General features: G+C 45.6%; 24 protein-coding genes. 12 read left to right on the top strand and 12 right to left on the bottom strand.

What is annotated here, in order from left to right; all coding sequences use genetic code 11:
• Nucleotides 1–31: 31 nt before the first annotated feature.
• Both pepQ and DN730_RS09210 read right to left on the bottom strand, forming a co-directional pair.
• Nucleotides 32–1,315 (bottom strand): Xaa-Pro dipeptidase, encoded by a 1,284-nt coding sequence (pepQ, locus tag DN730_RS09205; RefSeq protein ID WP_115467821.1) that lies wholly within the window; start codon nt 1,313–1,315, stop codon nt 32–34.
• A gap of 90 nt (nt 1,316–1,405) precedes the next feature.
• A complete protein-coding gene (locus DN730_RS09210) occupies nt 1,406–2,413 on the bottom strand; it encodes an SRPBCC family protein (RefSeq protein WP_115467822.1) in 1,008 nt (335 codons plus the stop codon).
• A gap of 145 nt (nt 2,414–2,558) precedes the next feature.
• On the opposite strand from DN730_RS09210, the gene DN730_RS09215 reads away from it, so the two are divergent.
• Nucleotides 2,559–3,236 (top strand): cytochrome b/b6 domain-containing protein, encoded by a 678-nt coding sequence (locus DN730_RS09215; RefSeq protein ID WP_115467823.1) that lies wholly within the window; start codon nt 2,559–2,561, stop codon nt 3,234–3,236.
• 28 nt (nt 3,237–3,264) lie between these two features.
• Here DN730_RS09215 and DN730_RS19400 read toward each other — a convergent pair whose 3' ends face one another.
• Nucleotides 3,265–3,693 (bottom strand): YebG family protein, encoded by a 429-nt coding sequence (locus DN730_RS19400; RefSeq protein ID WP_115467824.1) that lies wholly within the window; start codon nt 3,691–3,693, stop codon nt 3,265–3,267.
• A 126-nt stretch (nt 3,694–3,819) separates the two neighbouring features.
• Here DN730_RS19400 and DN730_RS09225 point away from each other — a divergent pair, with 126 nt between their 5' ends.
• The 5 genes from DN730_RS09225 to DN730_RS09245 all read left to right on the top strand — a co-directional run bounded on the left by DN730_RS09225 (nt 3,820) and on the right by DN730_RS09245 (nt 7,811).
• Nucleotides 3,820–4,674 carry a mechanosensitive ion channel family protein gene (locus DN730_RS09225; protein ID WP_115467825.1) on the top strand — a complete coding sequence of 285 codons (855 nt, stop codon included), beginning with the start codon at nt 3,820–3,822 and terminating at the stop codon, nt 4,672–4,674.
• Nucleotides 4,675–4,684: 10 nt separating this feature from the next.
• Nucleotides 4,685–5,266 carry a DUF1439 domain-containing protein gene (locus tag DN730_RS09230; RefSeq protein WP_115467826.1) on the top strand — a complete coding sequence of 194 codons (582 nt, stop codon included), beginning with the start codon at nt 4,685–4,687 and terminating at the stop codon, nt 5,264–5,266.
• A gap of 54 nt (nt 5,267–5,320) precedes the next feature.
• Nucleotides 5,321–5,800 carry an FKBP-type peptidyl-prolyl cis-trans isomerase gene (locus DN730_RS09235; protein ID WP_115467827.1) on the top strand — a complete coding sequence of 160 codons (480 nt, stop codon included), beginning with the start codon at nt 5,321–5,323 and terminating at the stop codon, nt 5,798–5,800.
• A gap of 269 nt (nt 5,801–6,069) precedes the next feature.
• Nucleotides 6,070–6,438, top strand: coding sequence for a hypothetical protein (locus DN730_RS09240; RefSeq protein ID WP_115467828.1), 369 nt, complete (start codon nt 6,070–6,072; stop codon nt 6,436–6,438).
• Nucleotides 6,435–7,811 (top strand): class II fumarate hydratase, encoded by a 1,377-nt coding sequence (locus tag DN730_RS09245; RefSeq protein WP_115467829.1) that lies wholly within the window; start codon nt 6,435–6,437, stop codon nt 7,809–7,811. Before DN730_RS09240 ends, DN730_RS09245 begins: the two co-directional genes overlap by 4 nt.
• 18 nt (nt 7,812–7,829) lie before the next feature.
• On the opposite strand, the gene DN730_RS09250 is transcribed toward DN730_RS09245, so the two are convergent.
• Complete coding sequence (locus DN730_RS09250; protein WP_115467830.1) at nt 7,830–8,528, bottom strand: aspartate/glutamate racemase family protein; 699 nt, start codon at nt 8,526–8,528, stop codon at nt 7,830–7,832.
• A 274-nt stretch (nt 8,529–8,802) separates the two neighbouring features.
• Between DN730_RS09250 and katG the strand changes: the two genes are divergently transcribed.
• Nucleotides 8,803–10,983, top strand: coding sequence for a catalase/peroxidase HPI (gene katG / locus DN730_RS09255; RefSeq protein ID WP_115467831.1), 2,181 nt, complete (start codon nt 8,803–8,805; stop codon nt 10,981–10,983).
• 82 nt (nt 10,984–11,065) lie between these two features.
• Here katG and DN730_RS09260 read toward each other — a convergent pair whose 3' ends face one another.
• The 3 genes from DN730_RS09260 to DN730_RS09270 all read right to left on the bottom strand — a co-directional run bounded on the left by DN730_RS09260 (nt 11,066) and on the right by DN730_RS09270 (nt 13,289).
• Nucleotides 11,066–11,329: a DUF3820 family protein gene (locus DN730_RS09260; protein WP_115467832.1), complete on the bottom strand. Its 264-nt coding sequence runs from the start codon at nt 11,327–11,329 to the stop codon at nt 11,066–11,068.
• Between the two features lie 147 nt (nt 11,330–11,476).
• Nucleotides 11,477–12,835, bottom strand: a complete 1,359-nt coding sequence (locus DN730_RS09265) for a PepSY-associated TM helix domain-containing protein (RefSeq protein ID WP_115467833.1) — start codon at nt 12,833–12,835, stop codon at nt 11,477–11,479.
• Between the two features lie 58 nt (nt 12,836–12,893).
• Nucleotides 12,894–13,289, bottom strand: coding sequence for a hypothetical protein (locus tag DN730_RS09270; RefSeq protein ID WP_115467834.1), 396 nt, complete (start codon nt 13,287–13,289; stop codon nt 12,894–12,896).
• Between the two features lie 314 nt (nt 13,290–13,603).
• Between DN730_RS09270 and DN730_RS09275 the strand changes: the two genes are divergently transcribed.
• Nucleotides 13,604–14,032: an MAPEG family protein gene (locus tag DN730_RS09275; protein WP_115467835.1), complete on the top strand. Its 429-nt coding sequence runs from the start codon at nt 13,604–13,606 to the stop codon at nt 14,030–14,032.
• Nucleotides 14,033–14,081: 49 nt separating this feature from the next.
• On the opposite strand, the gene DN730_RS09280 is transcribed toward DN730_RS09275, so the two are convergent.
• Nucleotides 14,082–14,987, bottom strand: a complete 906-nt coding sequence (locus tag DN730_RS09280) for a LysR family transcriptional regulator (RefSeq protein WP_115467836.1) — start codon at nt 14,985–14,987, stop codon at nt 14,082–14,084.
• A 131-nt stretch (nt 14,988–15,118) separates the two neighbouring features.
• Here DN730_RS09280 and DN730_RS09285 point away from each other — a divergent pair, with 131 nt between their 5' ends.
• Together DN730_RS09285 and fghA are read left to right on the top strand one after the other, a co-directional pair.
• Complete coding sequence (locus DN730_RS09285) at nt 15,119–16,237, top strand: S-(hydroxymethyl)glutathione dehydrogenase/class III alcohol dehydrogenase (RefSeq protein ID WP_170139018.1); 1,119 nt, start codon at nt 15,119–15,121, stop codon at nt 16,235–16,237.
• Between the two features lie 64 nt (nt 16,238–16,301).
• Nucleotides 16,302–17,135, top strand: coding sequence for an S-formylglutathione hydrolase (fghA, locus tag DN730_RS09290; protein WP_115467838.1), 834 nt, complete (start codon nt 16,302–16,304; stop codon nt 17,133–17,135).
• 66 nt (nt 17,136–17,201) lie between these two features.
• On the opposite strand, the gene DN730_RS09295 is transcribed toward fghA, so the two are convergent.
• A complete protein-coding gene (locus tag DN730_RS09295; RefSeq protein ID WP_245957931.1) occupies nt 17,202–18,827 on the bottom strand; it encodes a methyl-accepting chemotaxis protein in 1,626 nt (541 codons plus the stop codon).
• Between the two features lie 151 nt (nt 18,828–18,978).
• On the opposite strand from DN730_RS09295, the gene DN730_RS09300 reads away from it, so the two are divergent.
• Nucleotides 18,979–19,812, top strand: coding sequence for an SDR family NAD(P)-dependent oxidoreductase (locus DN730_RS09300; RefSeq protein ID WP_115467840.1), 834 nt, complete (start codon nt 18,979–18,981; stop codon nt 19,810–19,812).
• On the opposite strand, the gene DN730_RS09305 is transcribed toward DN730_RS09300, so the two are convergent.
• The 3 genes from DN730_RS09305 to DN730_RS09315 form a co-directional block, all read right to left on the bottom strand.
• The gene (locus DN730_RS09305; protein ID WP_245957932.1) at nt 19,809–20,804 is read right to left on the bottom strand and encodes an alpha/beta hydrolase; all 996 of its coding nucleotides are present in this window, start codon (nt 20,802–20,804) and stop codon (nt 19,809–19,811) included. The genes DN730_RS09300 and DN730_RS09305 overlap by 4 nt on opposite strands.
• A 31-nt stretch (nt 20,805–20,835) precedes the next feature.
• Nucleotides 20,836–21,123, bottom strand: a complete 288-nt coding sequence (locus tag DN730_RS09310) for an HlyU family transcriptional regulator (protein WP_115467841.1) — start codon at nt 21,121–21,123, stop codon at nt 20,836–20,838.
• Between the two features lie 74 nt (nt 21,124–21,197).
• Nucleotides 21,198–22,388, bottom strand: a complete 1,191-nt coding sequence (locus DN730_RS09315; protein WP_115467842.1) for an MFS transporter — start codon at nt 22,386–22,388, stop codon at nt 21,198–21,200.
• A 176-nt stretch (nt 22,389–22,564) separates the two neighbouring features.
• On the opposite strand from DN730_RS09315, the gene DN730_RS09320 reads away from it, so the two are divergent.
• Nucleotides 22,565–23,917, top strand: a complete 1,353-nt coding sequence (locus DN730_RS09320) for a ribonuclease J (protein ID WP_211313860.1) — start codon at nt 22,565–22,567, stop codon at nt 23,915–23,917.
• Nucleotides 23,918–23,948: the final 31 nt, after the last annotated feature.

The raw sequence follows: 23,948 nt of genomic DNA on the forward strand, positions 1-23,948 counted from the left end.
TTATGCACTTTTGTGAGGTTCCCCTTATAGGCTATAGCTCTGCAAATGCATGCCGAGTAAGGTTATTTACATTTTCTACGCCCACTACAACATTGTCTTCTATTCGAATTCCGCCATAGGGTATAAGTTGTTCGATCTTGTTGACATTGCAGCCATGGTTGGCCGTATTGGCTTTAAGCTGATCTAGTAGCATGGGTATAAAGTACAACCCTGGCTCGATTGTGATCACCATATTCTCTTGTAAGGTACGGGTAAGACGGAGAAATGGACTATCTGTCGGTGCGGGGAGCACGCTACCATCTCGATCTGTTTGACGACCACCGACATCATGAACTTGTAGTCCTAACAGATGGCCTAATCCGTGAGGAATGAAGTGATGCGGGATCCGTTTATCAATCTGCTCTTCTGTACTTAGTCGGCAAATATCATGCTGGCGTAACACGGTAGTTGTGCCTAGTAGCATTTCATTGTGAAGGTCGATAAAAGATTTACCCGCAACGGCTTTGCTGGCGATAGTTTGTTGTAAGCGATCTATATCATTTTTGAGAGCTGTAAAGTCATCGTCCAATACCGTTGTTGTTCTAGTAATGTCACTCGCGTAGCCAAATTCGGACGCTCCTGCGTCGACTAAGAGCGTTAAAGGCCGAAACGGTCGATTGCGATCTTTATGCTCATAATGAAGCGTTGCAGCATGCTCATTGATGCCAACGATATTAGGATAAGGCGTGTATGCAGAGTCTTGCAGTGTCGCTGATAAATAGGCGCAATGGATTTCAAACTCACTTGCACCGGAAAGAAAAGCATTCTGCGCCGCGACATGTCCTTTTACACCGACCTTAGACGCTCTCGAAATACATTCAATTTCATATTCTGTTTTGATGGCTCTATCATAATTTAGCCATGTTTCTAAGGCATCAGAAAAGGCAACGTTGGACAGCGTCGCCGGGCCAATGAGTGCGCAGCGGCTGGGTAATGCCTGACACCATTTGTCATTATTAACTGGTGTGAGGCGCCACGCCTTTTGCCAATCACCCTCTGGTATCGCGTTTATTTGATGCCAGAAATCCTGTTTTGCAGGCCAAATTAGCTCGGTTTTATCATGCTTGATAACGATAAAACAATCAGAAGGTAGATCAAACGGCAACCATTGTTGGGCGCCAGCATAAGGCTTGAAAGGATGACTATTATCATCATGATAATAGTAACTTACGCTGCCACTTGAGATAACGATGGCGTCTAACTTAAAGTGAATGAGTGCCTCTCGATATCGTTGTAAGAGAACGTTCAGATGTGTGATATACAAAGTATTTTGCATGAGATTTTCCATAGTTAACAAGCTGTCCTTCGATTGAAGGCACTTCGGAACAGTTTAAAGTCCTTTAAGAAGACGCTAGCCTGAGGTTTGTCATTGTATTGGAGCACGCAGAATCGTCACGTAGTCCTGAGGGGTGGAGGTATCATGAGGTGATACTTCGTAGATCTCTATTTTTGGCCGATGGTTACCCACTTTTAAACCATGGCACTCGCAATAGCGGTTTAAAATGTGCCAACCAAGGCCTAAATATTGATAGCTTCCTTGAAACCTTAGGCTAGCATATAGTCCTTTTAGGACAATTTTTTCTGGGTGTGCATTGCAGGGGGTAAAACATTGAATTGGGACCCCAAGTTTTCCGACAAAATAATGATGACTAGGGTCGGCAGTTTCGTATAACGCAAAACGGGGCCCTGCAGGTGGATTGTCCGGTCCGAGAGAGGTAATTAAGTCTTGGAAGCCTTGTTCCATTTTTTGCGACATAGGCTGGTCGCTGACGATAAATGGTCGTGTTACCGCATCAACATTCTCAAGCTGTTTACAGTCTTCTAACTCGATTTGCAGAGCGTATTTTGGGTCTTTATCAACATAACTCTGTATCTTAACCAACATTAACTTAAGATCTGCGTACAGTTGATTAAGTTGTTGTGGTTGTTTATGTCGCTGCCAAAAAGCCAGTTCGTTATACCCAGTTAAGTGTATGACACACTCACCCGTTTCGGACAACTGATGGCTGACAGTGATATCGAGGACGCCAAAGAACAATTTATCCGACAGAACTTGAAATGTGAGAGAATCATTAACTTGATAGTCAGTGACCCTACAGGTCACAGTGCCAAGAGCTTGGCTTTTAATAGAGATAACAGCGGATTCAATTGTGGTTGATGGGCTTTCTTCAAATGTAATCGTAGGGGTATTATCGTAATCAACCCATGGAAGCCAACTAGGCCATGATTCGAGTTGAGACAGCTGGTCGAAAAGCTTTTGTGGGGGCGCTTGTAAAATTGACGTATGGTGGACGTAACAACTTCTATGTGTGAATAACATGTAGCCAAGTAAACCAATACCCAGCAATGTGAATGTAATGATTCCTATGACCACAGTCTTTGTACTCCTTACTGCCACATGATGGGACAAGATTAAACTTTTCTCGCTAGGTTTACTGTCCCTAATAATAGATAAAAAGGCAAATCCTTAAATCAGTATAGTTAATTCAGAACAATGATTAAGAGAGAATGGAGAGGGTATGAAAAAAATACTAGTATGGGATTGGCCTATACGCGTCATGCATTGGCTGATTGTTGTGTTATTCACAGGAATGATTATCACAGGCAAGTCAGATGAAGACTATATGCAGTGGCATTTTTATATGGGTTATGGACTATCTGCTGTCGTCATTGCTCGTGTGCTTTATGGGTTTTGGGGATCGAAGTTTGCACGCTTTTCAGAGTTCCTTTATCACCCTATTGAAACGACTCGATTCGTAAGCACGTTGTTGACTGGAAAAGGTCGAACGTATTTAGGGCACAACCCTGTCGGCGGGCTAATGGTTATCGTGTTATTGGTTGCATTGTCATTGCAATGGATAACCGGCCTGTTTAATAGTGATCAAGTATTCTGGTATGGCCCTTTTTATGAGTGGGGCTCAAGCACTGTTTTAGAGACCGCAGCAAGCTTACATTACCAACTCCCGGATGTATTGCTTGCTCTGGTAGCGATGCATATTTTGGCCGTGTTATACCATGAGCTACGCTTTAAAGAGCGTCTAATTGGTGCGATGTTGCATGGGAAAAAACCTTTGCACCATGATGAGCGAGACATTAAAGAGACCAATCCTCCCGTCCAAACACCTAGATTAGGTGTCACCGTTGCACTGGTAGCTTCATTAGCGTGGTTGGCTTGGTTGTGGAGTTTGCCAATATAGTGCCGTTCTCTGAGAAAGTGATGAGGCATTATGCCGCATCACTTTCTGAATAGACTTCATTGTCGTCATACTCGGTAAGAGGTAGATCATCTGTCTCGGCATAGTCTGGGCCATTGTCTTCCTCTTCGAAATAGGAGTCAGCATCCGGCTCAATAACCAAATCCTCTAATAATGGCGCTGTCGTATTAACTGCCGTGTTTTTCTTAGTTGTTTTATTGGCCGCTTTTTTTCGTTTATTACCAAGTGCTGACAGCACGTCGTCTTTGTTCTCTGCCAAGTACATTGCCAATTGATGAACGCATTGTTCATTCTCGATTATGCCACTTTCATTCAGTACATCCTCGAGACTCTCTGCCGTGTCGAGCAGCTTATCGTATTGATCTGCTTCGGCTTTAGATGAAAAGGTCATTTTTTCGACACCATTGCGTTCCACGACATATTTGATTACCACCGGCATATTTAGCACCTCATTTAAAATACTGTATAAATATACAGTTATAAAATTCTGTTTGTCTAGTATTTTGTTTGGCTATTGGAAGCTAGGTTGGTAAAGTTGCGCCAGACTAAAGAGGCTCGGAGTGTTATGTCTACCTTTGATTTTCCACAAATAGATTGGTCGGTTTTGTCTGACAATTATGAGTACATTGGCACCGTTATTTGGGTGCTGGTGGTTATCTTGGTGCGCCGCTATACCAAGCATGCTCTGCGTGCCAACGCAAAGCTGGATATGGATCGTAAGCGAAGACGTTTAAACGCGGTTGATAATATTTTTAATTTTGTGATGGTACTTGGCTTGATTCTAATTTGGGCCACAGAGATCCAGGATTTAGCCATCTCAATTGCTGCCTTTATGGTTGCGTTAGTGATTGCAACGAAAGAGTTTATTTCTTGTATTGTTGGTGCTTTTTATAAAGCTAGCACACGGCCGTATCAGGTTGGGGAGTGGGTGCGAATCGGTAATTTTGAAGGGGAAGTAACGGACAGTGATTGGTTGTCGACAACCTTATTTGAGGTCGATTTTAAGGGCGGAAGCTATGCTTACACTGGTCGCACCACAGTCGTCCCTAACAGTCAGTTGTTAACGCATTCCGTGCAAAACTTAAATTACATGCGACGTTATGTTGAGCATTCTTTTTCGATTTCTAGACAGACAGATGATGTAAATTTGTTTGAAATAAAGGAGCCAATACTCGCTAAAATTCGCGAATACAGCGAGCACTTTCATGAAGTCGCGATTCGCTACAACAATCTCATTGAAAAACGTTTGGACATCAAAATAGCAGGTCCAGAACCGACCGTGAGAGTGAAAACAACAATCGAAGGGTTCAATGTTTTTACCGTGTCATTATTTTGCCCGACGCACGAAGCTGCAGAAATAGAGCAGAAGGTAACCGAAGATTTTATGCGTATTTGGTTTGAGAAAAAGCGTCAGCAGTAGGAATACCAAAATGAAGAAATTTATAAAGTTAGTGAGCGCGGCGGCCATTGCATTTGCCCTAACAGGTTGTACCGACATGAGTGTGTCGCAGACTGACTTAAACAGAGAGGTTGCCCAGCGTTTGCAAGAAAAGCAGCCCGATATCATCAATTTGACGTTAGATGACTCAGCACTGAATTTAGACCTATTGGTGAAAAGTGCTGATATTGATTTGAGTAGTCGTGATGGTGGGCTGGTTTTAGTCGATATGAAAACCGACATACGGGGCACCCTAAAAGCCTTTGGTCGTGAAATGACGATGAAAACGGAGCTTGACCCTTCACTGGAGTCCGGTTTACGAATAGAAGAAAACCGAATTTATTTAGTAGGACCTAAGCTGACGAGTATTGTCGTGCAAGGATCTAGCTTTAGCGACCAAATGCTGCGCAATTATTTAGGTGGATTACATAATGAATTTGAAGCGGCGATTGCTCGGTATTTTGATGAACACCCCGTTTACGTTCTCAATCATTCCACGGCAGAGAAAGCGGCCGCGAAGTTGGTTAAGGATATTATGATTACCGACGATAGCATTGAATTTATGATTTTTTAGGCGATGTTAGTGTTATTCCGCTACAATAGCGCCAAATTTTTATGAGGATATAAGATGTCGATCTCTGATAATACGGTTGTGCAATTCCACTACACGCTTCGTGAAGGCGAGACTTTGATTGAAACGTCTGCGGGCAGTGACCCACTAGCGTATTTGCACGGTGCAGGCAATGTTATTCCAGGTTTAGAAAAAGCAATGGAAGGTCGTTCTGCTGGGGATGAATTTGAAGTGACAGTAGCACCAGAAGATGCCTATGGTCAGCGTCATGAAGATCGCACTCAGCAAATGCCCATCAAGCACTTGCAAGGTGCTAAACGCTGGAAACCCGGTATGATCGCCACGGTTCAAACTGATCAAGGGATGCGTCAAGTGACGATTATAAAAGCAGGCCTTAAACACGCGACAGTTGATTTAAACCATCCATTGTCTGGTAAAGAGCTTACCTTCTCTGTGCAAATCGTTGATACACGTGATGCGACAGATGATGAAATTGCGCATGGCCATGCGCACGGTATTGGTGGTCATCACCACTAAGTTATTTGCCTTGCCGTCTTCAAAGATGGCAAGGCGTTACTCCTTCCAATGATTACTTCGAACTGTTTTTTAAACTAGTTATCATCTTTAAATCCTTCCCCCACGTCATTTTTTAGCGGTATTTCGACTCTTTTTGCGCAAAATTTGAAGAATTTGTCGCTACCCTGAATTAATTAAGTCGAACACGTGCGTCAATCTGAAACTTGACAGGTCAAACCGTTAATGGTTAATTGATAATTATTATCATTTGCATTGGTGGAGGGCGTGTTATGACAAGACAAATGGTGCCATTTTCTGTTATTGAGCAGATTATTAGGCGTGGTGCGTGCGTTGATTCGCCAAATGTGTTGTACCGCTATATTAATCGTATCGAAGAATACGCTGATCGCTGCGGTATTACCCACGCGTATTCGGTATATCGACGAGCTTATCAAGTGCTCATTGAAACCATCTGTGATGGCTCGGTATCAATGCAGTGGCGTGAATTGTGCCTAGATATGATTCACCGCCCGTTAATGCAATTGAAGCGGTTTGTAATCACTGATCAGGATGCGAAAGAGTATTATCACTTAGAACATGAACTGCGTGTTCTCAGTCATTTTTTTATGGCAAGGGCAAAATGTAGGAGTATTGGATGAAAACTCGAACAGAACAAGACAGTATGGGTGCGCTTGATGTTGCGGAAGAGGCGTTATATGGCGCCCAAACTCAGCGCGCAATAAATAACTTTCCAATCAGCGGACAGCGCTTGCCCAGTGCTTTTATTCGGGCATTGATACAGCTCAAAGCGTCGGCAGCGAAGGCAAATTTAGAGCTTGATTGTCTGGAACCTGAATTAGCTGGCGCCATCGAGCGGGCCTGTGAAACGCTGTTAGACGATCCTAATATGATGCAACATTTCCCTGTAGACGTCTTTCAAACAGGGTCCGGAACTAGCACCAATATGAATGCAAATGAGGTCATTGCTACCCTTGCTAGTCGGCATTTTTCGGGAGTCGTGGGTCCGAATGATCATGTTAATTATGGTCAAAGTAGTAATGACATTATCCCTAGCGCAATTCACGCGAGCGCGGCGATCGAAGTTAAAAAACGCTTACTGCCAGCATTGGAACACCTCAAAACCACGATTACATTAAAAGGCAATCAGCTAAGTCACCATACTAAAACAGGTCGTACTCATTTGATGGATGCGATGCCGGTTAGAATGGATCAAACCTTTCATGCTTGGGCTGCTCAACTACAAGATAATCTCGATAACTTAAACCATGCTTTGACCAAGGTAACGAGACTTGCACAAGGCGGCACCGCTGTTGGTACAGGGATCAATGCACACCCAGACTTTTCAGCGTTAGTAACCAAAGAGCTTTCTAGAAGAACCGCCGTTGAGTTTGTGCCCGGTGAAAACCTATTTGCGCTGATCGGATCCCAAGATTCTATCGTGGCATTGTCAGGTGTGCTCAAAGCGACGGCCGTGACCTACATGAAAATCGCCAATGATTTACGGTGGATGAATTCTGGGCCGCTAGCCGGTCTAGGTGAAATCACCTTAGAAGCACTCCAGCCTGGCTCATCGATTATGCCTGGCAAAGTAAATCCCGTCATACCAGAAGCCACGGTAATGGTTGCTGCACAAGTGATTGGTAATGACACAGCGATTACAGTCGGTGGCCAATCCGGCAATTTTGAACTCAATGTGATGCTGCCAATGATTGCCTACAATGTATTGAATAGTATTGAGCTACTTACCAATAGTGCTCATTTATTGGCAAACAAAGCCATTGATACCTTGATTGTTAACGAAGCGAAACTCAAAGAGGCGCTTGATAAAAACCCTATTTTAGTGACTGCGCTTAACCCTATCATTGGTTATGCAAAGGCTGCCGAGATAGCAAAAAAAGCTTACCAAGAAGGTCGTCCAATTGTTGACGTAGCCGAAGAAGAAACCGAATTAAGTCGGGAAGAGCTTTTAGAGCATCTTAACCCCGCCAAGCTCACTCATGGTGGATTGTAGTTAGCGAGGTCTTAGCGTTTAGGAGGTTTCTAAAATAAAGTCTGCTGCTGCCCGCGCATGAAGTCGTGTTGTATCAAACAAGGGCATATTGGTGTGCTCTTGTTTGACTAGCAGGGTAATTTCGGTACAGCCTTCAATGACACACTGGGCGCCACCTTCAGCCATTTGATCAATGATATCTAAGTAATGTTGCCGCGAGGATTCTAAAATCTTGCCCTGGCATAGCTCTTCAAAAATAACCCTGTGAATCACATCTCGCTGTTTTAGGTCAGGGATAACCATTTCTAAGTTGTAGCGTTGCTCTAAAATATCGGTATAGAAACTTTCCTCCATGGCAAATTTTGTTCCCATGAAGCCTACTTTTGTGTGTCCTGCGGCTTTTATTGCAGCGCCTGTTGCATCCGCAATATGAATAAATGGAATGGTCACACCATCCTCGATTAACGGCAAAACCTTGTGCATAGTATTGGTGGCAATGAGTATTCCTTCGGCGCCAGCTCTTTCTAATCCCTGCGCTTCTTTACGCAAAAGATCAGCCGCTTCATTCCACTCTCCTGCTTTTTGCATGGCGGCGACTTCTGCAAAATTGACGCTGCTGACTAACATCTTTGCTGAATTTAGGCCTCCTAGAGCCTCTCGTACAAAACCATTAATCAGTGAGTAATACAGAGCCGTAGACTCCCAACTCATGCCACCTAAAATACCTATTTTTTTCATGTCATATCCCTCTAGTAATAAAGGTAGCGTACTGTCGTTGAAATGGATGAAACAGATACAGTTGGTGAAAAAAGTAGATAGGTACTGTACAGATGACAGACTTTTCCTTTGTGTTTGCAATAAAAGAGTCGCCGCATTGGTTTATGGTTGAGGCAACTCAGCAGAAAAAACTATCTCTTTATTAGTTTTTATTAATTAGAACCCTTTTAGAAATACATCTATAACTATTAGGAAAGAGAATTACTGAACGCACATTGCGATAAGAGGAAGGAACATGTCTAACGAAAGCAAATGCCCATTTCACCAAACTCCAAATCAGGGGACGACTAACCGCGACTGGTGGCCATCCTTACTAAACTTGAATATTTTGCATCAGCATTCCTCCAAGGCGAATCCGATGGGCGAGGATTTCGATTACGCTAAAGAGTTTGAATCACTAGATTTGCAAGCTGTGAGAGACGACCTGTTTGCATTGATGAATGATTCCCAAGACTGGTGGCCCGCTGATTACGGACACTACGGTCCATTTTTTATTCGTATGGCGTGGCACAGTGCGGGGACTTACAGAACCGCTGACGGCCGTGGCGGCTCAGCGTCTGGAACACAGCGTTTTGCTCCCCTGAATAGTTGGCCAGATAACGTAAGCCTGGACAAGGCCCGCCGCCTATTATGGCCGATCAAGCAAAAGTATGGACGTAAGATTTCTTGGGCGGACCTAATGATTTTGGCGGGTAATTGTGCGCTTGAATCAATGGGGCTTGATACCTGTGGGTTTGCAGGGGGCCGTGAGGATCTTTGGGCACCTGAAGAAGACGTGTATTGGGGTAAAGAAAAGGCTTGGTTGGATGATAAGCGATACAGCGGTGATCGAGATTTAGAAAACCCGCTGGCAGCGGTTCAAATGGGTCTGATTTACGTTAACCCAGAAGGCCCAGACGGTAAACCAGATCCATTACAATCCGCCCGTGATATTCGCGAAACATTTGGTCGAATGGCCATGAATGATGAAGAAACCGTTGCTTTGATTGCGGGTGGGCATACCTTTGGTAAGGCTCATGGTGCTGGCGATGCAGAACAATTAGGGGAAAACCCAGAAGCAGCAGGGTTAGCTGCGCAAGGATTCGGCTGGCACAACCCACAAGGTACAGGTAATGGCGCGGACACCATAACAAGTGGTCTTGAAGGGGCTTGGACGCCACAGCCTACGCAATGGGATATGGGTTATTTTGACATGTTGTTCGGCTACGATTGGGAGCTGACTAAAAGTCCCGCAGGTGCCTGGCAGTGGACACCAAAAGATGGCGGCGGAAAAGATCTTGTGCCGGATGCTCACGATGCGAGCAAACGTCATGCGCCGATGATGTTCACATCTGACCTTGCGTTGCGTGAGGACCCAGCATACTTGAAGATCAGTAAGCATTTCCACGAGCATCCCGAAGAGTTTGCTGATGCGTTTGCGCGTGCTTGGTTTAAGCTTACACATCGTGATATGGGGCCAACGACTCGTTATTTGGGGGGATTGGTGCCAGAGCAAGAGTGGTCTTGGCAAGACCCCATTCCAAGCGTGAACCACGCGCTTGTCGACGAAGAAGATACTAAAGAGCTGAAAGCTAAAATTTTAGCGTCAGGGCTAACTGTTTCTGAATTAGTGGGTGTCGCGTGGGCATCAGCATCGACGTTCCGAGGTTCGGACATGCGTGGCGGTGCAAATGGCGCGCGAATTCGGTTGGCACCGCAAAAAGACTGGGAAGTGAACGAGCCTGAGAAATTAGCAAAAGTTCTTGCAGTACTGGGTGGCATTCAAACTCAATTCAATGAAAGTCAAACAGATAAGCAAATTTCGATTGCTGATTTGATTGTTTTAGCAGGCAGTGTCGCGGTAGAGAAAGCGGCATTGGATAGTGGGTTTGAGGTCGAAGTACCTTTCACGCCAGGCCGAGCCGATGCGAGTCAAGAGCAAACGGACATCGAGTCGTTTGAAGTGTTAGAGCCTGAAGTAGACGGATTCCGTAACTATCACCCAAAAAGCTTCACCGTATCCGCCGAAGAGCTACTTGTTGATCGTGCGCAACTACTTACTTTATCAGCACCTGAAATGACGGCGCTTGTAGGCGGCTTACGTGTATTAAACGTTAATTACCAAGGCAATCAAGAGGGTGTGTTAACGGATCAGCCAGGTGTGTTGAGCAATGATTTCTTTGTGAATCTGTTAGATATGAGTACAGTTTGGAATCCTAAAAACGATGAGGAAACTTCGTTCGAAGGAAGAGATCGTAAAACTGGTAAGATTAAGTGGACAGGAAGCCGTGTCGACCTTGTCTTCGGCTCTAATTCTATCTTACGCGCCATTGCGGAAGTGTACGGCTGTGATGATGGCAAAGAGCGTTTTGTGAACGACTTTGTCAAAGTCTGGACGAAAGTGATGAACCTAGATCGCTTTGATCTGCGTAAGTAATACGTGAATCGGCGTTAACGCAATTGACCTAAAAAAAGCCGCTAGCGAATGCTTAGCGGCTTTTTGTATTTAGAGTGGTGTGCTAATCATCAAATCGGATTTGAACTTTAGGTTGGGCTTTTTTCTTTGCCTCAGGAAGTTTTAGCGGTTCAACGATTTTCTCTAACCCATTCACTTTAACTTCCAATGCGAGTTGTAACCAGCGTCCGAGTTTTCCTTCAGGCCACCCTTTGTGATTGAACCAGAGCAAATACTCTTCTGGTAGATCTATAATAAGGCGACCTTCATATTTACCAAAAGGCATGGTTTGACGTGCAATATCCAGTAGGTCTTGTTTTTCAATCATGGTGAATGTCTGGCATCAATGGGTTAAAACTGCAAAGTTGGACGCTATGTTATCAATACTCTCTCATCCACTACAAAGAAAGATTGTGCCATCTATTTACAGTCTTATAGCGCTAACCTTTAGAAAAGAGGCTAACGCTGCAATTTATTAGGACAATGGCGCAAAGCGTTTTGTGACTTTATGGAGGGAGCGCACGAGCAACGAATCGATGAGCGTGACAAGGATAATACCCAGAGCACCCATAGGAAACAGTAATGATATAGGCAATAACAACCAAACCGCATGTTGCCAGCGTTTAAGATTTTGTGGCTTGGGCGGCGCTGAGAAACCTTTAGCCCTGCTTGGGCGACGCTTCCACCACATTACGATGCCTGATAAACATAGAAGAATAATAGCCATACAAAATGCCGTGCAGGCGACTAGGTTCCACATACCAAATTGCCCCATATGTAATGCAATACCAAACGCCATAGACTTTGCGAACCAGTTGTAGTCCATGAAGCCAACATCGGCGATTACGGAGCCTGAATAGCGATCAAGGTGCACGGTCCGGTCATCCAATGCGTTGTTAATATCGCGCCCCATTGTGCTTGCGGTAGCGGTAAATACACCTTGCTCACCTCGTGGGAAGTGAACCTGAAAACGCGTGAAGCCCATGTTTTTTGCGTCGTCAACCACTCGATCTAATGTAATGGTGTGGTCGCCAAATGCTGACGACTCTGGGAGTGGAGATTGCTCAAGGTTCCAAGGGATTTGTTTTACGCCCTTTGGATTGAGATCGTTGTGAGTTAAATTCGACGAAACGTTCTTCGCACTTTTTTCCATTGGAAAAGTGCTCCACGCCTGAACTAATTTCCCGCCCCAGACACTTGCCCAAGCTAATCCCGAGATACAAAAAAAGAGTAGGATGATGGCGCTCCAGAGCCCTGTTACGCTGTGAAGATTACGCCACATTAAGCGTCCTTTACCTTTTATGGTAGTCGCTGCTTGCCAAGCTGATTGAGCTTTTCTGGGCCACCACATGTATAGACCTGTGAGTATTAATAATATCGTGAAGCTGACGGCTATTTCGATCAGCCAGTCTCCCGTTAGCCCTATCATAAAGGTGCCGTGCGTATCATCTGCCCAAGCGTACAGAGAGTGGCTGACAGACAAATTTCCCAGTACTTTGCCTTGGTAAGGGTCAACGAATACTGAGCGTGTTTCATCATCGACTTTCACTTGAAAACGCGTAGCATCCGATGGCGTATCAGAGACATAGACCTTTCTGATCGAATCATTTAGGTACTGGTCAGCGACCAGTTGATATTGTTGTTCGTAGGTTAGCGGCGACGCAGTGACATTCTCAACAGTGTACAAATGAGAATACTGCATGCGTTCTGCAATTGGAGCGAACAGCATAATGAGGCCAGTGACAGACAGCATAATTAAAAACGGTGTAACGTATAGTCCAGCAAAAAAGTGCCAGCGCCAAACAGAACGATAGAAGTCCTTGGTACCAAACATGAAAATTCCTGAAATTATTTAGGCGTAGTAAAGTGATGCCCTCATAATCATCAGGGCATCATGCTAACTTTTGATCATCACTCAACGCAGTTATCTTCGGTGGTGCACGCGCTTTACTGCCCGAAAGCGTGCGAACTATGGGCCTTTTTTCGGTTGTACTTTGAAGGTTACTAACCGAGTGCGGGAGGTTTAACACCATCAATGTGATGGCAGTATCAATAGAGAAGTGCGTACATGGACAGGAATGCGAATGGCCATGCTGAGAAGTGAGAGAGGCTTGTTCGGATGGCGTGTCTGCCGTGGAAACAAAGTAACTTTCGACGCCTTGCGTAGTACAAATCTCGATGCGCTGTACACCTGACTGACCAAAGCCATTCACTAACGGTACAGCAAAGTACGCTAGCCAGCAGAGCATCAAAAAGAAATAGGAGCGGTGTTTCATCGATAATGACATGCAAATCCGTTTTACGTGGCGCAACTTTAAGAAAAGTCTACCGAATGAGCAAGCAGTAAAAGAATCTAATTACTATGCAAGAAGATCACAGAGCATAAAGGCGTTCATTTTAAACGCGAGCTAATCAGCGTCACACAGATTTTCTCTTACCGCTATCTGACGGTGAGCTTAATCTGCGTGCTTTACATGACTATTTTGAAGTATTGTCCAGCAATCATGAAAACTTGGAGTGTCTTTACGCTAACCGAGTGCGTCCCTGAGCTTTCTATGTCAGTTTGAAAGAGTATTCACAGCAATAGAAGGTGACGAACGATATGGAATTGACAACGATATATGGGACGGCGTTTTGGGGTATTTTCCTGATACTTCTCACGTGGATGGCTCAGTGGTTCATTGCGACAGGAAGCAAAGGGCGCAAGGCGGATGCAGTGCCTGGAAAAATTGATGACTCCCTAGGGCACAAGTCGTTTACCTTCCGTGCCCATCGTACTTTTATGAACTCCATCGAGAACGTACCCATGATGTTGGGCGCGATCTTTTTGTCAATTTTAGTTGGAGCGGACGCGTTCTGGGTAATGATCTTTATTTGGAGTTTTGCCGTTTCGCGAATTTTGCACATGCTTATGTACTACGCTGTAGCGACTAATGAAAACCCAAGTCCACGCTCTTACTTTTTCTTGATGGGACTCTTATCAAATATAGGTTTGTTGGTTCTAAGCGCAATCACGATGATGAACGGATGATGCGCTCAATGAGGCAACAAAGCATTCTGACTAATACAAATGATTTATGTCAGATTCGCGCTCTCCAATTGGCAAAAATATCCTCCCGCTCAAAGCGCTGTATCAAATAGTCACACACAGATTTGAGTTTTGGCGAGGGCTTAAGCGCGCGCGGGTAGACCAACCAAACACCGGTGTAAGGATATTGATACTGAGGCAAGAGGGAAATTAATCGGCCAGATGCTAGGTCTTCTTTGACGTAGTAATCTGGCAGTTGGGCGATACCTAACCCGCGTCGTATCGCATCAAGCAGAGCTGGGCCTGAGTTGCTGCGCCAGTGGCTCGATACTTTCACTTCTTTACGTTGGCCGTTTTGGCTGAACACCCAATGGGTCTTCGACCCCATCAAACATTGATGTTTATTTAGCTCGGCTAAAGTATGTGGCATGCCGTGTTGGTCGACGTATTCGCGTGATGCACAAAGATACTCTGCTCGGTCGCACAAACGCCGAGATAATAAACTAGAATCTCGTAGTGCCCCCATTCGGATAGCCAAGTCATAACCTTCTTCAATTAAATCCACTTCGCGATTAGTGAGATGTAGATCAAGGTCGACTTGTGGGTTTTGCAGTAAAAAGTCATTTAATAAAGGGGCGAGGTAGCGCTCACCAAAAGTGGTGGCGCACGTAATACGTAATGTGCCCATGGGCGCTTGGTTTAACGCACTGACGGCTTCTTCGGCAGTGGCCAGTGTGTTCGGTAGCTCACGGCAGTGTTGATAGAAGCGTTCGCCTGCTTCGCTGAGGCGAATGCTACGGGTGGTACGAAATAATAGAGTGGTATTTAAGCGCTGCTCAAGATGTGTAATAAGGCGGCTCACATGTGAGGCCGATACGTCAAGCCGGCTAGCGGCTTTAGAGAAGCTTCCTTGGTGTACTACTTCCACAAACGCTTCCATTGCTTCCCATTGTTTCATAGGTACTGAATCTCATTGTTGCTGTATGACAATAATGATTTGCTAAAATGGGTATTATCGCAATAGTTTTTTGATACTACACTGTATGTACTTGTTTCACTAACTGTTAAGTTAAAACGGAGTTCACAATGTTGAAATGTAAAGCGGCCGTCGCTTGGGGTCCTGGTCAACCTCTTAAAATCGAAGAAGTTGAAGTGCAAGATCCACAAGCAGGTGAAGTACTTGTTCGCATGGTTGCAACAGGTGTTTGTCACACTGACGCATTCACGCTTTCTGGCGAAGACCCAGAGGGTATTTTCCCTGCGATTCTTGGCCACGAAGGTGCAGGGATCGTTGAGGCTGTCGGTGAAGGTGTGACATCTCTAAAGCCAGGCGATCACGTTATCCCTCTTTACACAGCAGAATGCGGTGAGTGTAAATTCTGTAAATCTGGTAAAACAAACCTTTGTCAGGCGGTTCGTGCGACACAAGGTAAAGGTCTTATGCCAGACGGTACTAGCCGTTTCAGCATCAATGGTGAGCCGATCTTCCACTACATGGGCTGTTCTACCTTCTCTGAGTACAGTGTTGTACCAGAAATTTCTTTGGCTAAAGTGAACGAAGACGCTGCAATGGACAAAATCTGTCTTCTAGGTTGTGGTGTCACAACGGGCATCGGTGCCGTTCTGAACACAGCCAAAGTAGAAGAAGGCGCTACCGTAGCGGTCTTCGGACTAGGTGGTATTGGTTTATCTTGTATTCAAGGTGCTCGCATCGCAGGCGCTGGCCGTATCATTGCGATTGACCTAAACGAATCTAAATTCGAAATGGCAGAGCAATTCGGTGCGACGGACTTCATCAACCCATCAAAATTCGACAAGCCGATCCAAGAAGTGATTGTCGAGATGACTGACGGTGGCGTGGACTACTCTTTCGAATGTATTGGTAACGTTAACGTTATGCGAGCAGCGCTTGAGTGCTGTCATAAAGGCTGGGGTGAGTCGATCATCATCGGTGTCGCCGGTGCAGGTCAAGAGATCTCAACGCGTCCATTCCAGCTAGTAACGGGTCGCGTATGGCGTGGTTCTGCGTTCGGTGGCGTAAAAGGCCGTACTGAGCTTCCAGGCTACGTAGAAGACTACATGAGTGGCAAGATCGAAATCGATCCATTCGTGACGCACAAAATGAAGCTTGAAGACATCAACGAAGCTTTCCACCTAATGCACGAAGGTGAAAGTATCCGTACGGTTATCGAGTTCGACGCAAAATAAGCGTTACCCGTGACAAGAAGCCCATCTCTAGGATGGGCTTTTTTACTGATACGAAGAGGGATTTATGGAACTTTTATCAAGTACAAAAGTAAGCGGTGGTTGGTTGAAGCGCTACCGCCATGAAAGCTTATCTGTTAAAGGCGACATGGTATTCGCTATCTTTTTGCCAGCCCAAGCAGAAAGCGCAAATGTACCAGTGTTGTACTGGTTGTCAGGTTTGACGTGTACGGACGAAAACTTCTCGCAAAAAGCGGGCGCGTTTAAGAAAGCTGCGGAGCAAGGCCTTGCGATTGTTATGCCTGACACAAGTCCACGTGGTACTGATTATCCAGCAGAGCATGAAAGCTACGACTTTGGCTCTGGGGCAGGTTTCTATGTGAATGCGACAGTGGCACCTTACTCAAACACTTACCACATGTATGACTACGTCGTAAAAGAGTTACCAACCTTAGTTGAAGAGCACTTTCCAGTGACAGATAAACGATCTATCTCTGGACACTCAATGGGTGGTCACGGCGCGTTGATCTGTGCGCTTAAAAACCCAGGTCGCTACCAGTCTGTGTCTGCGTTTGCGCCGATCACTAACCCAACTCAGTGCCCTTGGGGTGAGAAAGCGTTCACGGGCTACCTAGGCGACGATCGTGAAGCCTGGAAAGCATGGGATGCGTGTGAGTTGATTGCGACAGCCTCCGAGCGTCTGCCTTTGCTCGTTGACCAAGGTGAAGCGGATGGTTTCTTGGAAGAACAGCTGAAACCCGAAGCTTTAGAGCAAGCTTGTGAGAAGGTGGGTCACCCACTCACGTTACGTCGTCAGTCTGGTTATGATCATAGCTACTTCTTTATTTCTAGCTTCATTGACGACCATTTGGAGCATCATGCGCAAGCACTTAAGGCGTAATTGCTAGCCTTTGAAATAAAAAGCGAGCTATTAAGCTCGCTTTTTTTACGTTTGTTTTAATTGTATTTATGAAAATCGAAACTGATTGATCTGATGGCGGAGTGAGTCAGCCATTTGCGCGATCATGTTAGACCCTTGAGCCACTTCTTCAGAGTCCTGCAACACTCGCTCAGAGACATCTCTAATTCCCATTAAATTACTGTTAATTTCTTCGGCTACTTGACCTTGCTGTTCCGCCGCTGAGGCAATTTGAGTGCTGCGATCAGAGACATCGTCGACTTGGTCTAACATGGTATCCAATTTATGGGCGGCCGCTTTCATACGTGCTGCACTTTGCTCTGCTTGCTCGGTACTGGTCGCCATTGATTGAGAGGCTTCTGAAGACTGCGATTGCAATTTTTCAATGATGGCTTTTATTTCAACCGTTGAGCTTTGAGTTCGACTAGCAAGGGATCGAACTTCATCTGCAACCACTGCAAAGCCTCGGCCTAGTTCCCCCGCACGCGCAGCTTCAATGGCAGCGTTGAGCGCCAGTAAATTGGTTTGTTCAGAAATGTCACCGATGACACCTAATACCGAGTCTATTTCTTTCGTTTGAGAAAGTAGCTCAGTGATGACCTGGTTAGCGCCTTCAACGTGGTGGGTGAGTGTTTGTATGTTCTGGTTGGTTTCGTTTAAATCACTGCTAGAGCTGCGAGTGACGTCTTGTACCGATAAGGTGGCGCTTGCAGTATCTTTGGCATTGTTGGCGACATCTCGAATGGAATAAGACATTTCGTTCATAGCCGTTGCCAATTTTTCGACTTCGTTAAACTGTGAATTCATGCCTTGTTGAGTCGCTGTTGTGTTGCTCAGCATTTGGGTCGATACCGCTTGCAGCTCATCAATCGCAATGGCAACTTGCCCTAGTGTTTTGCTTAGGGAGTCGGACATATAATTGGCAGAGTTTGCTAGCTTACCTAATTCATCGTTGCGGTTTAATTTGAGTTTGGCTGTTAGATCACCGCCAGCAATGGTTTGCAAATGCTGGGTTACGGCCTGCAGAGGCTGAACTATACTGCGGACAATGACGCTACTGAGCACCAATGCGATGATCACAACGAAGCTTTCAACTAATGCAGAAGTGCGGACCTCAGTCCAAAAGGTCTCTTTTACATCGCTTAGAAAAACACCAGACCCAACGATCCAGCCCCAGCTTTTTAGACCTTTCACATAGGATACTTTCTCTTCTGGTTTGTCGACTTGGGGACCTTTGTAAGTGTATTCGACATACCCTTCGCCTTCTTTTGTCACCACATTTACCATGGCTTGCCAATGAAATTGGCCGCTTGCGTCCTGTGTGTTCGTTAAGTCTTTCCCATTTAACTGAGGTTTGAGAGGGTGCATGATTAGGGTGTGTTGATAATCATTGATCCAAAAATAGCCACCATTACCATATCTCAACGCGGCAATCGCTTGTTTTGCTTGTTGTTGTGCGGTCTCTAAGCCCAGTTGATCACTCTGGCTTTCGTAGTAGGATATCAGCGAATATGCACTTTCAACTTGCTCTTTTACCTGTGCTTTGCGGTCATCAAGCAGTTCGCGATAGAGACTCGTATAAGCAACGACTTCAAAAGCAAGCAGTAGAGCAATCAGCAAACCAATTAAACCCCATAGCTTTTTTCTTACACTGATATCGTTAAGAGTCATCATTCTATTCCTTGAAATTGTTTGATAAGCAGGGATTATGGATTTTTGACTGATTAATGTTCTGATCTACATCAAAGTTAGTGTTCAATAACGTAAAATAGGTGGGCACGCATCAACGGTGGGCTTGTTAATAATTCACACAGTAGGGATGAATATGCGTTATTCAGTATTAGTAACGGGTTGTAGTAGCGGTATAGGGCTAGAAGCAGCCAAAATATTGCAGCAAAAAAACTATTTTGTTGTGGCCAGTTGTCGCAAGAACGAGGACGTTGCGCGCCTAAAGCAGGAAGGTTTTAAACATGTTGTTCAGATTGACTTAGCGGATTCAGAGTCGATTGCATCAGGGTTAGCCGAAACATTAAAGATTACTGGCGGTGAATTATTTGGATTATTTAACAATGGTGCCTATGGACAACCAGGCGCCGTAGAAGATTTGTCAGTTGACGTGTTGCGCAAACAATTTGAAGTAAACGTATTCGGTACCCATGATCTCACCACACGAGTAGTGCGAGTGATGCTGCAGCAAGGCTACGGTCGTATCGTTCATAACAGTTCGGTTTTAGGGTTGGTCGCAGCACCTTTTCGGGGCGCGTACAATGCCAGCAAATTTGCATTGGAAGGGCTAACAGACACAATGCGCATGGAGCTAAGGGATACGCCTATCCATGTTTCATTGATCGAACCGGGCCCCATTACAAGCCGATTTCGAGAAAACGCATTAAAAGCCCTACAGGCCAATATTGATATGGACGCCAGCCGTCATCAACAAGGTTATAAAGAAGCCATTGCAAGACTGACTAAGCAGGGGCCTGCGGCGAGAGGGACTCTCCCTGCGAGCGCTGTGGTGGAAAAATTATTACACGCATTTGAGTCGTCACGGCCGAAGCCTCGTTATTATGTGACGTGGCCAACCTATGCGGCGGGCATGATGAAAAGGCTTTTGCCGACGCGCTTGCTAGACAGAATTATGGCGGGTCAGGGGAACTAAGTATTGGTTAAGAAGGCAGTATTATTTAGCCATTGATCAACAGAGCGAAGATAGTCTTTCCGAATGTCGGCGGGGGAAAGCATTAAGTCGTGGTAGCCGCCTTGAATACTTTGAGTTGTGAGACACTCAAATGTTTGTTTGGCGGCCGCTTTCATGCTGTCGACATCCAGCACACCATCCCCCTGTCTCGTCGCTTCGACGTCATCATTGTTGAGAGTGCTGATTGCTGAATGGCACATAAGCGTTGGTGTTTGAATAATTTGCTGCTTGAGATCTCGTTGCGCCAAGATAACTTGTTTCAACCAGTGAAACGATAGTGGAAATCCTTGAGCAGGCTTCCAGTCTAATCGATAACCCCATTCCCCAGCGAAGCACTTGTGCAGTGTTTTGGCATAAGTACTGATTTTTTTAGCACGGAGGGCATGGAATGGAAGCAGAGAAACAGCGACCCAAATGGGCCAACTGATGCGCTTTACTAGACGTGGTGGAAAAGGTAGCTCCAAGAAAGGACTGTTTAAAATTAGACCTTTTATGGTGGGACATGGCAGTTGTCTTTCTGGTGCCATGTCTAGTTCTTTCGCGAGATAGCTAGATGCAACCAGTCCCCCTGTTGAATGCGCCATAATGACTAGCTCTGAGACACCACGGTTTGCTATTTCAGCCAATGCGATGCGAATGTCATCATGATATTGATGCATGCTGTCGCACCAATTTGGTGGGGAGTTAGGTCGAATGGAGCGGCCGTACCCTTGTAAATCTATGGCGAAAAAACGATACCCTTGTTTAGCGAAATGTTCAGCTAGCTCTGTTTGAAAAAAGTAATCGGTATAGCCGTGTAGATAGAGGATAGCTCGTGAGCTTTCAGAGTTTTCCAAATGTTCGATCATTGTTGTAACAATGGTTGAAACGGGTCCCTGAAAGCTAAAGGTATGCGCCACAAATCTAGGCCCTAAGAAATCTTCTTTAGAATGCTCTAATTGCCACGTTAGCACGATAATCCCCTAATGGTTGACGGTAAGCGTGTTAAAAAATTTGTTCGCCTAGCTGGTCAATAGTGAGTTTTGCTTTGCGAACGGTTAATTCAACGCACTCATCACGATTTGCAACCAAGTCTGAACGAATAAATTGGTGTACTTTTTGAGACTCACCTTCTCCCTTAGTGATTTGAGCGCAAATCCGATACTGCCCTTGATCAGGTTGGGGGGTTGGCGTAATGAAAAAACCGTTGTATTCGACTGGGTCAGCTGACGGTGCAGAATTGGAGTTGCTGTCAGAGGAGAAGAGCTTGGCAAGGCTAGAAAGAATACCCATGAAACGAAGTCCTAACGTAAAGAATGTTAGGCTTCATTTTCAGGGAATTTTCGGCAGTGTCAAATGCTTAAGTGTTATGCAGGAGAATTTGGTTCTCTGATGATAATAGATGCGCGCTTTCGGCTCGACATCATCGTAAACATAGCCAAAAGGATTGCAGGAATCATTAATAAATTGAGTATTTGCCAGCCAAACAAAGACTGCCAGTAGCCTGCCAATAAACTGGCTGCGGCACTGCATGTGAAAACGATTAGGTCATTGACACCTTGAACTCGAGCTTTGTCTTCAGGTCGATGAGCCTTCGTCAACATAGTGGTTGCACCGATGAAGGTAAAATTCCAGCCGACCCCTAATAAGATCAAAGCACTGAAAAAGTGCCAATACGTCATACCGACTTGGTTTAATGCGATGCAGCTGAGTAGCAGCAGACACCCACTTTGAATCACGCGATAGCTGCCGTAGCGGGCGATCAATTTGCCCGTTAAAAAAGAAGGCAGGAACATACCCAAAACATGCCACTGAATAACATAGGCTGTTTCGCCAAAACCAAATCCGGTGTGCTGCATTGCCAGTGGTGTTGCGGTCATTACAATTACCATCACCCCGTAGCCGATTGAGCCGGCGACAATGGCGCTACGTAAATCAGACTGTCGTAGCAGCTCTTTATAGGGGCGAGGTGTGCCGGACTGCTCTGCTTTGGACGGCGGTTTTAGTGGCAACAAAGCCACCAACAGAGTGTTAAATGCGTACAGAACGATAAGCGCTGCAAACGCTCCCAAGTATTGTCGATCAGGAGCCCAATATTCAAACCAAATAGCCATGTTCGGGCCAAGTACCGCAGCAATAACCCCCGCACCCATGATCAAACTGATCGCTTGAGGGGCTTTCGAGGAAGGGGCGTTCTCCGTCGCGGCAAAGCGGTATTGCTGGCCAACACCTATGGCCATCCCCAATAGAAACGTAGAAAGGCAAAATAGAGGAAACAGTTCATGCTTAACTGCGAAGTACGCGAGTATTGCACCAGCCACACCAATGATATTGCCAAATAGGAATCCTTTTTTACGACCTAGCCAAGCCATAAGCAGAGCAGCGGGTAATGTTACCCCCATTAATCCAAGAAACTGTAATGCAACGGGGAGAGTCGCCATGGCAATGGAAGGCGCTAAACTTTGCCCAATAAGAGCTGTCACAGAAACAAGGAGGATGTTGCCTGTGATTAGGATGGCCTGCCCAAGTGCTAGTCCCCAAACGGTCATACCCAACATATGTCGTTGTCCTTATATGGCTGAATGAAAAGGTTAGCTTGTACGTATCATGGCCAGCCGTTGTCCATAGATAGAAAATTAACATGAGTGTAGTTGATATCAAAGCACTAAAAGTATGAATCAGGTTCACGTTTAATAGCGTAAACTACGTCCGCATTTAATATAAGGAGACATTTTTGGATCATCTGATTCCATCCCATAACGATCTTTGGTTTCTTCCGCTTGGAGGCACTGGTGAAATCGGTATGAATATGAACTTATATGGCCACGACGGGCAGTGGTTGATGGTTGATTGTGGGGTGTCGTTCAACGAGCCGTTAAAACCTGATAGCCAAACTACTTATGAATTGGTTTGCGCAGACCCTTCTTTTATTTCAAAACAACGGCATAGACTAGCAGGCATCGTGATCACTCACGCCCACGAAGATCATTTGGGAGCTTTGCCTTTTTTATGGAAGCGATTCAAGGTGCCAGTGTATGCCACGCCTTTTACCGCTGAAATCCTGCGGCGTAAGCTTGCTCAAGTGGGCTTGTTATCACAAGTGGATATCCGTGAGCTACCCATGGACAGTCGCTTTCAGGTCGGTTCATTTAGCCTCCAGTGGATCACGCTCACACACTCTATTCCGGAACACAGCGCTTTAATGATTGAAACCCGTGCTGGCAATGTGTTTCATACAGGGGATTGGAAGATTGATCATACCCCTGTCATCGGCGAGCGTTTCACACCAGCAACCCTCTCGACGTTGCGTCAACGAAATGTCAGTGCAATGGTGTGTGACTCGACCAATGCGTTACGAGCAGGTCACTCTATTTCAGAAGAAGCCTGTTATGACGCTCTACTTAATGTCATTAAGAACGAAACAGGGCGAGTTGTCGTCGGGTGTTTTAGTAGCAACATCGCGAGGCTTGTTTCCATTGCACGCGTGGCAAAAGAGACAGGTCGTTATGTCGCTTTTATTGGTCGCTCTCTACAAAACATGGTCAGCGCAGCCCGCGTCACAGGTTATTGGCCGGAAGGACTACCAGTTATGGAGAGCTCGCACTTAGGTTATTTGCCCCCAGAAGAGGTCATTGCCGTCGCGACAGGAAGTCAAGGGGAACCAAGAGCTATGCTGAGTCGATTAGCTAATGATACGTGTTTTGATTTAACTCTTGATAAAGGCGACCTCGTGTTATTCAGTGCGATGACTATTCCGGGTAATGAGATGGCAATAGGCCGGCTGGTAGAGGCTTTCAAAGCCAAAGGGATTCGAACATTGCAGGCGCAAGATACGGATCAGCCGATACATGTGAGTGGGCATCCGTGTCAGGATGAGTTGATGGCGATGTACGATTGGGTTCGTCCACAGTTGGCGTTGCCGACCCATGGAGAGCCGGAGCATATGTTAGCCAACGCAGAGATCGCGAAATCCGCTCACGTGCCGCGCCAATTAACCGGATTGAATGGAGATTTATTTACCATCGCCCCTGAAATAGGCGTACGTAAAAACGCGATTAAAGCAAAGCGGATTGCCATTGATCGATAGCTAGTAATCCGTTCCAATGAAAACGCCCGCC

Source organism: Marinomonas piezotolerans (genome assembly GCF_003362755.1).
Taxonomy (GTDB): Bacteria; Pseudomonadota; Gammaproteobacteria; order Pseudomonadales; family Marinomonadaceae; genus Marinomonas; species Marinomonas piezotolerans.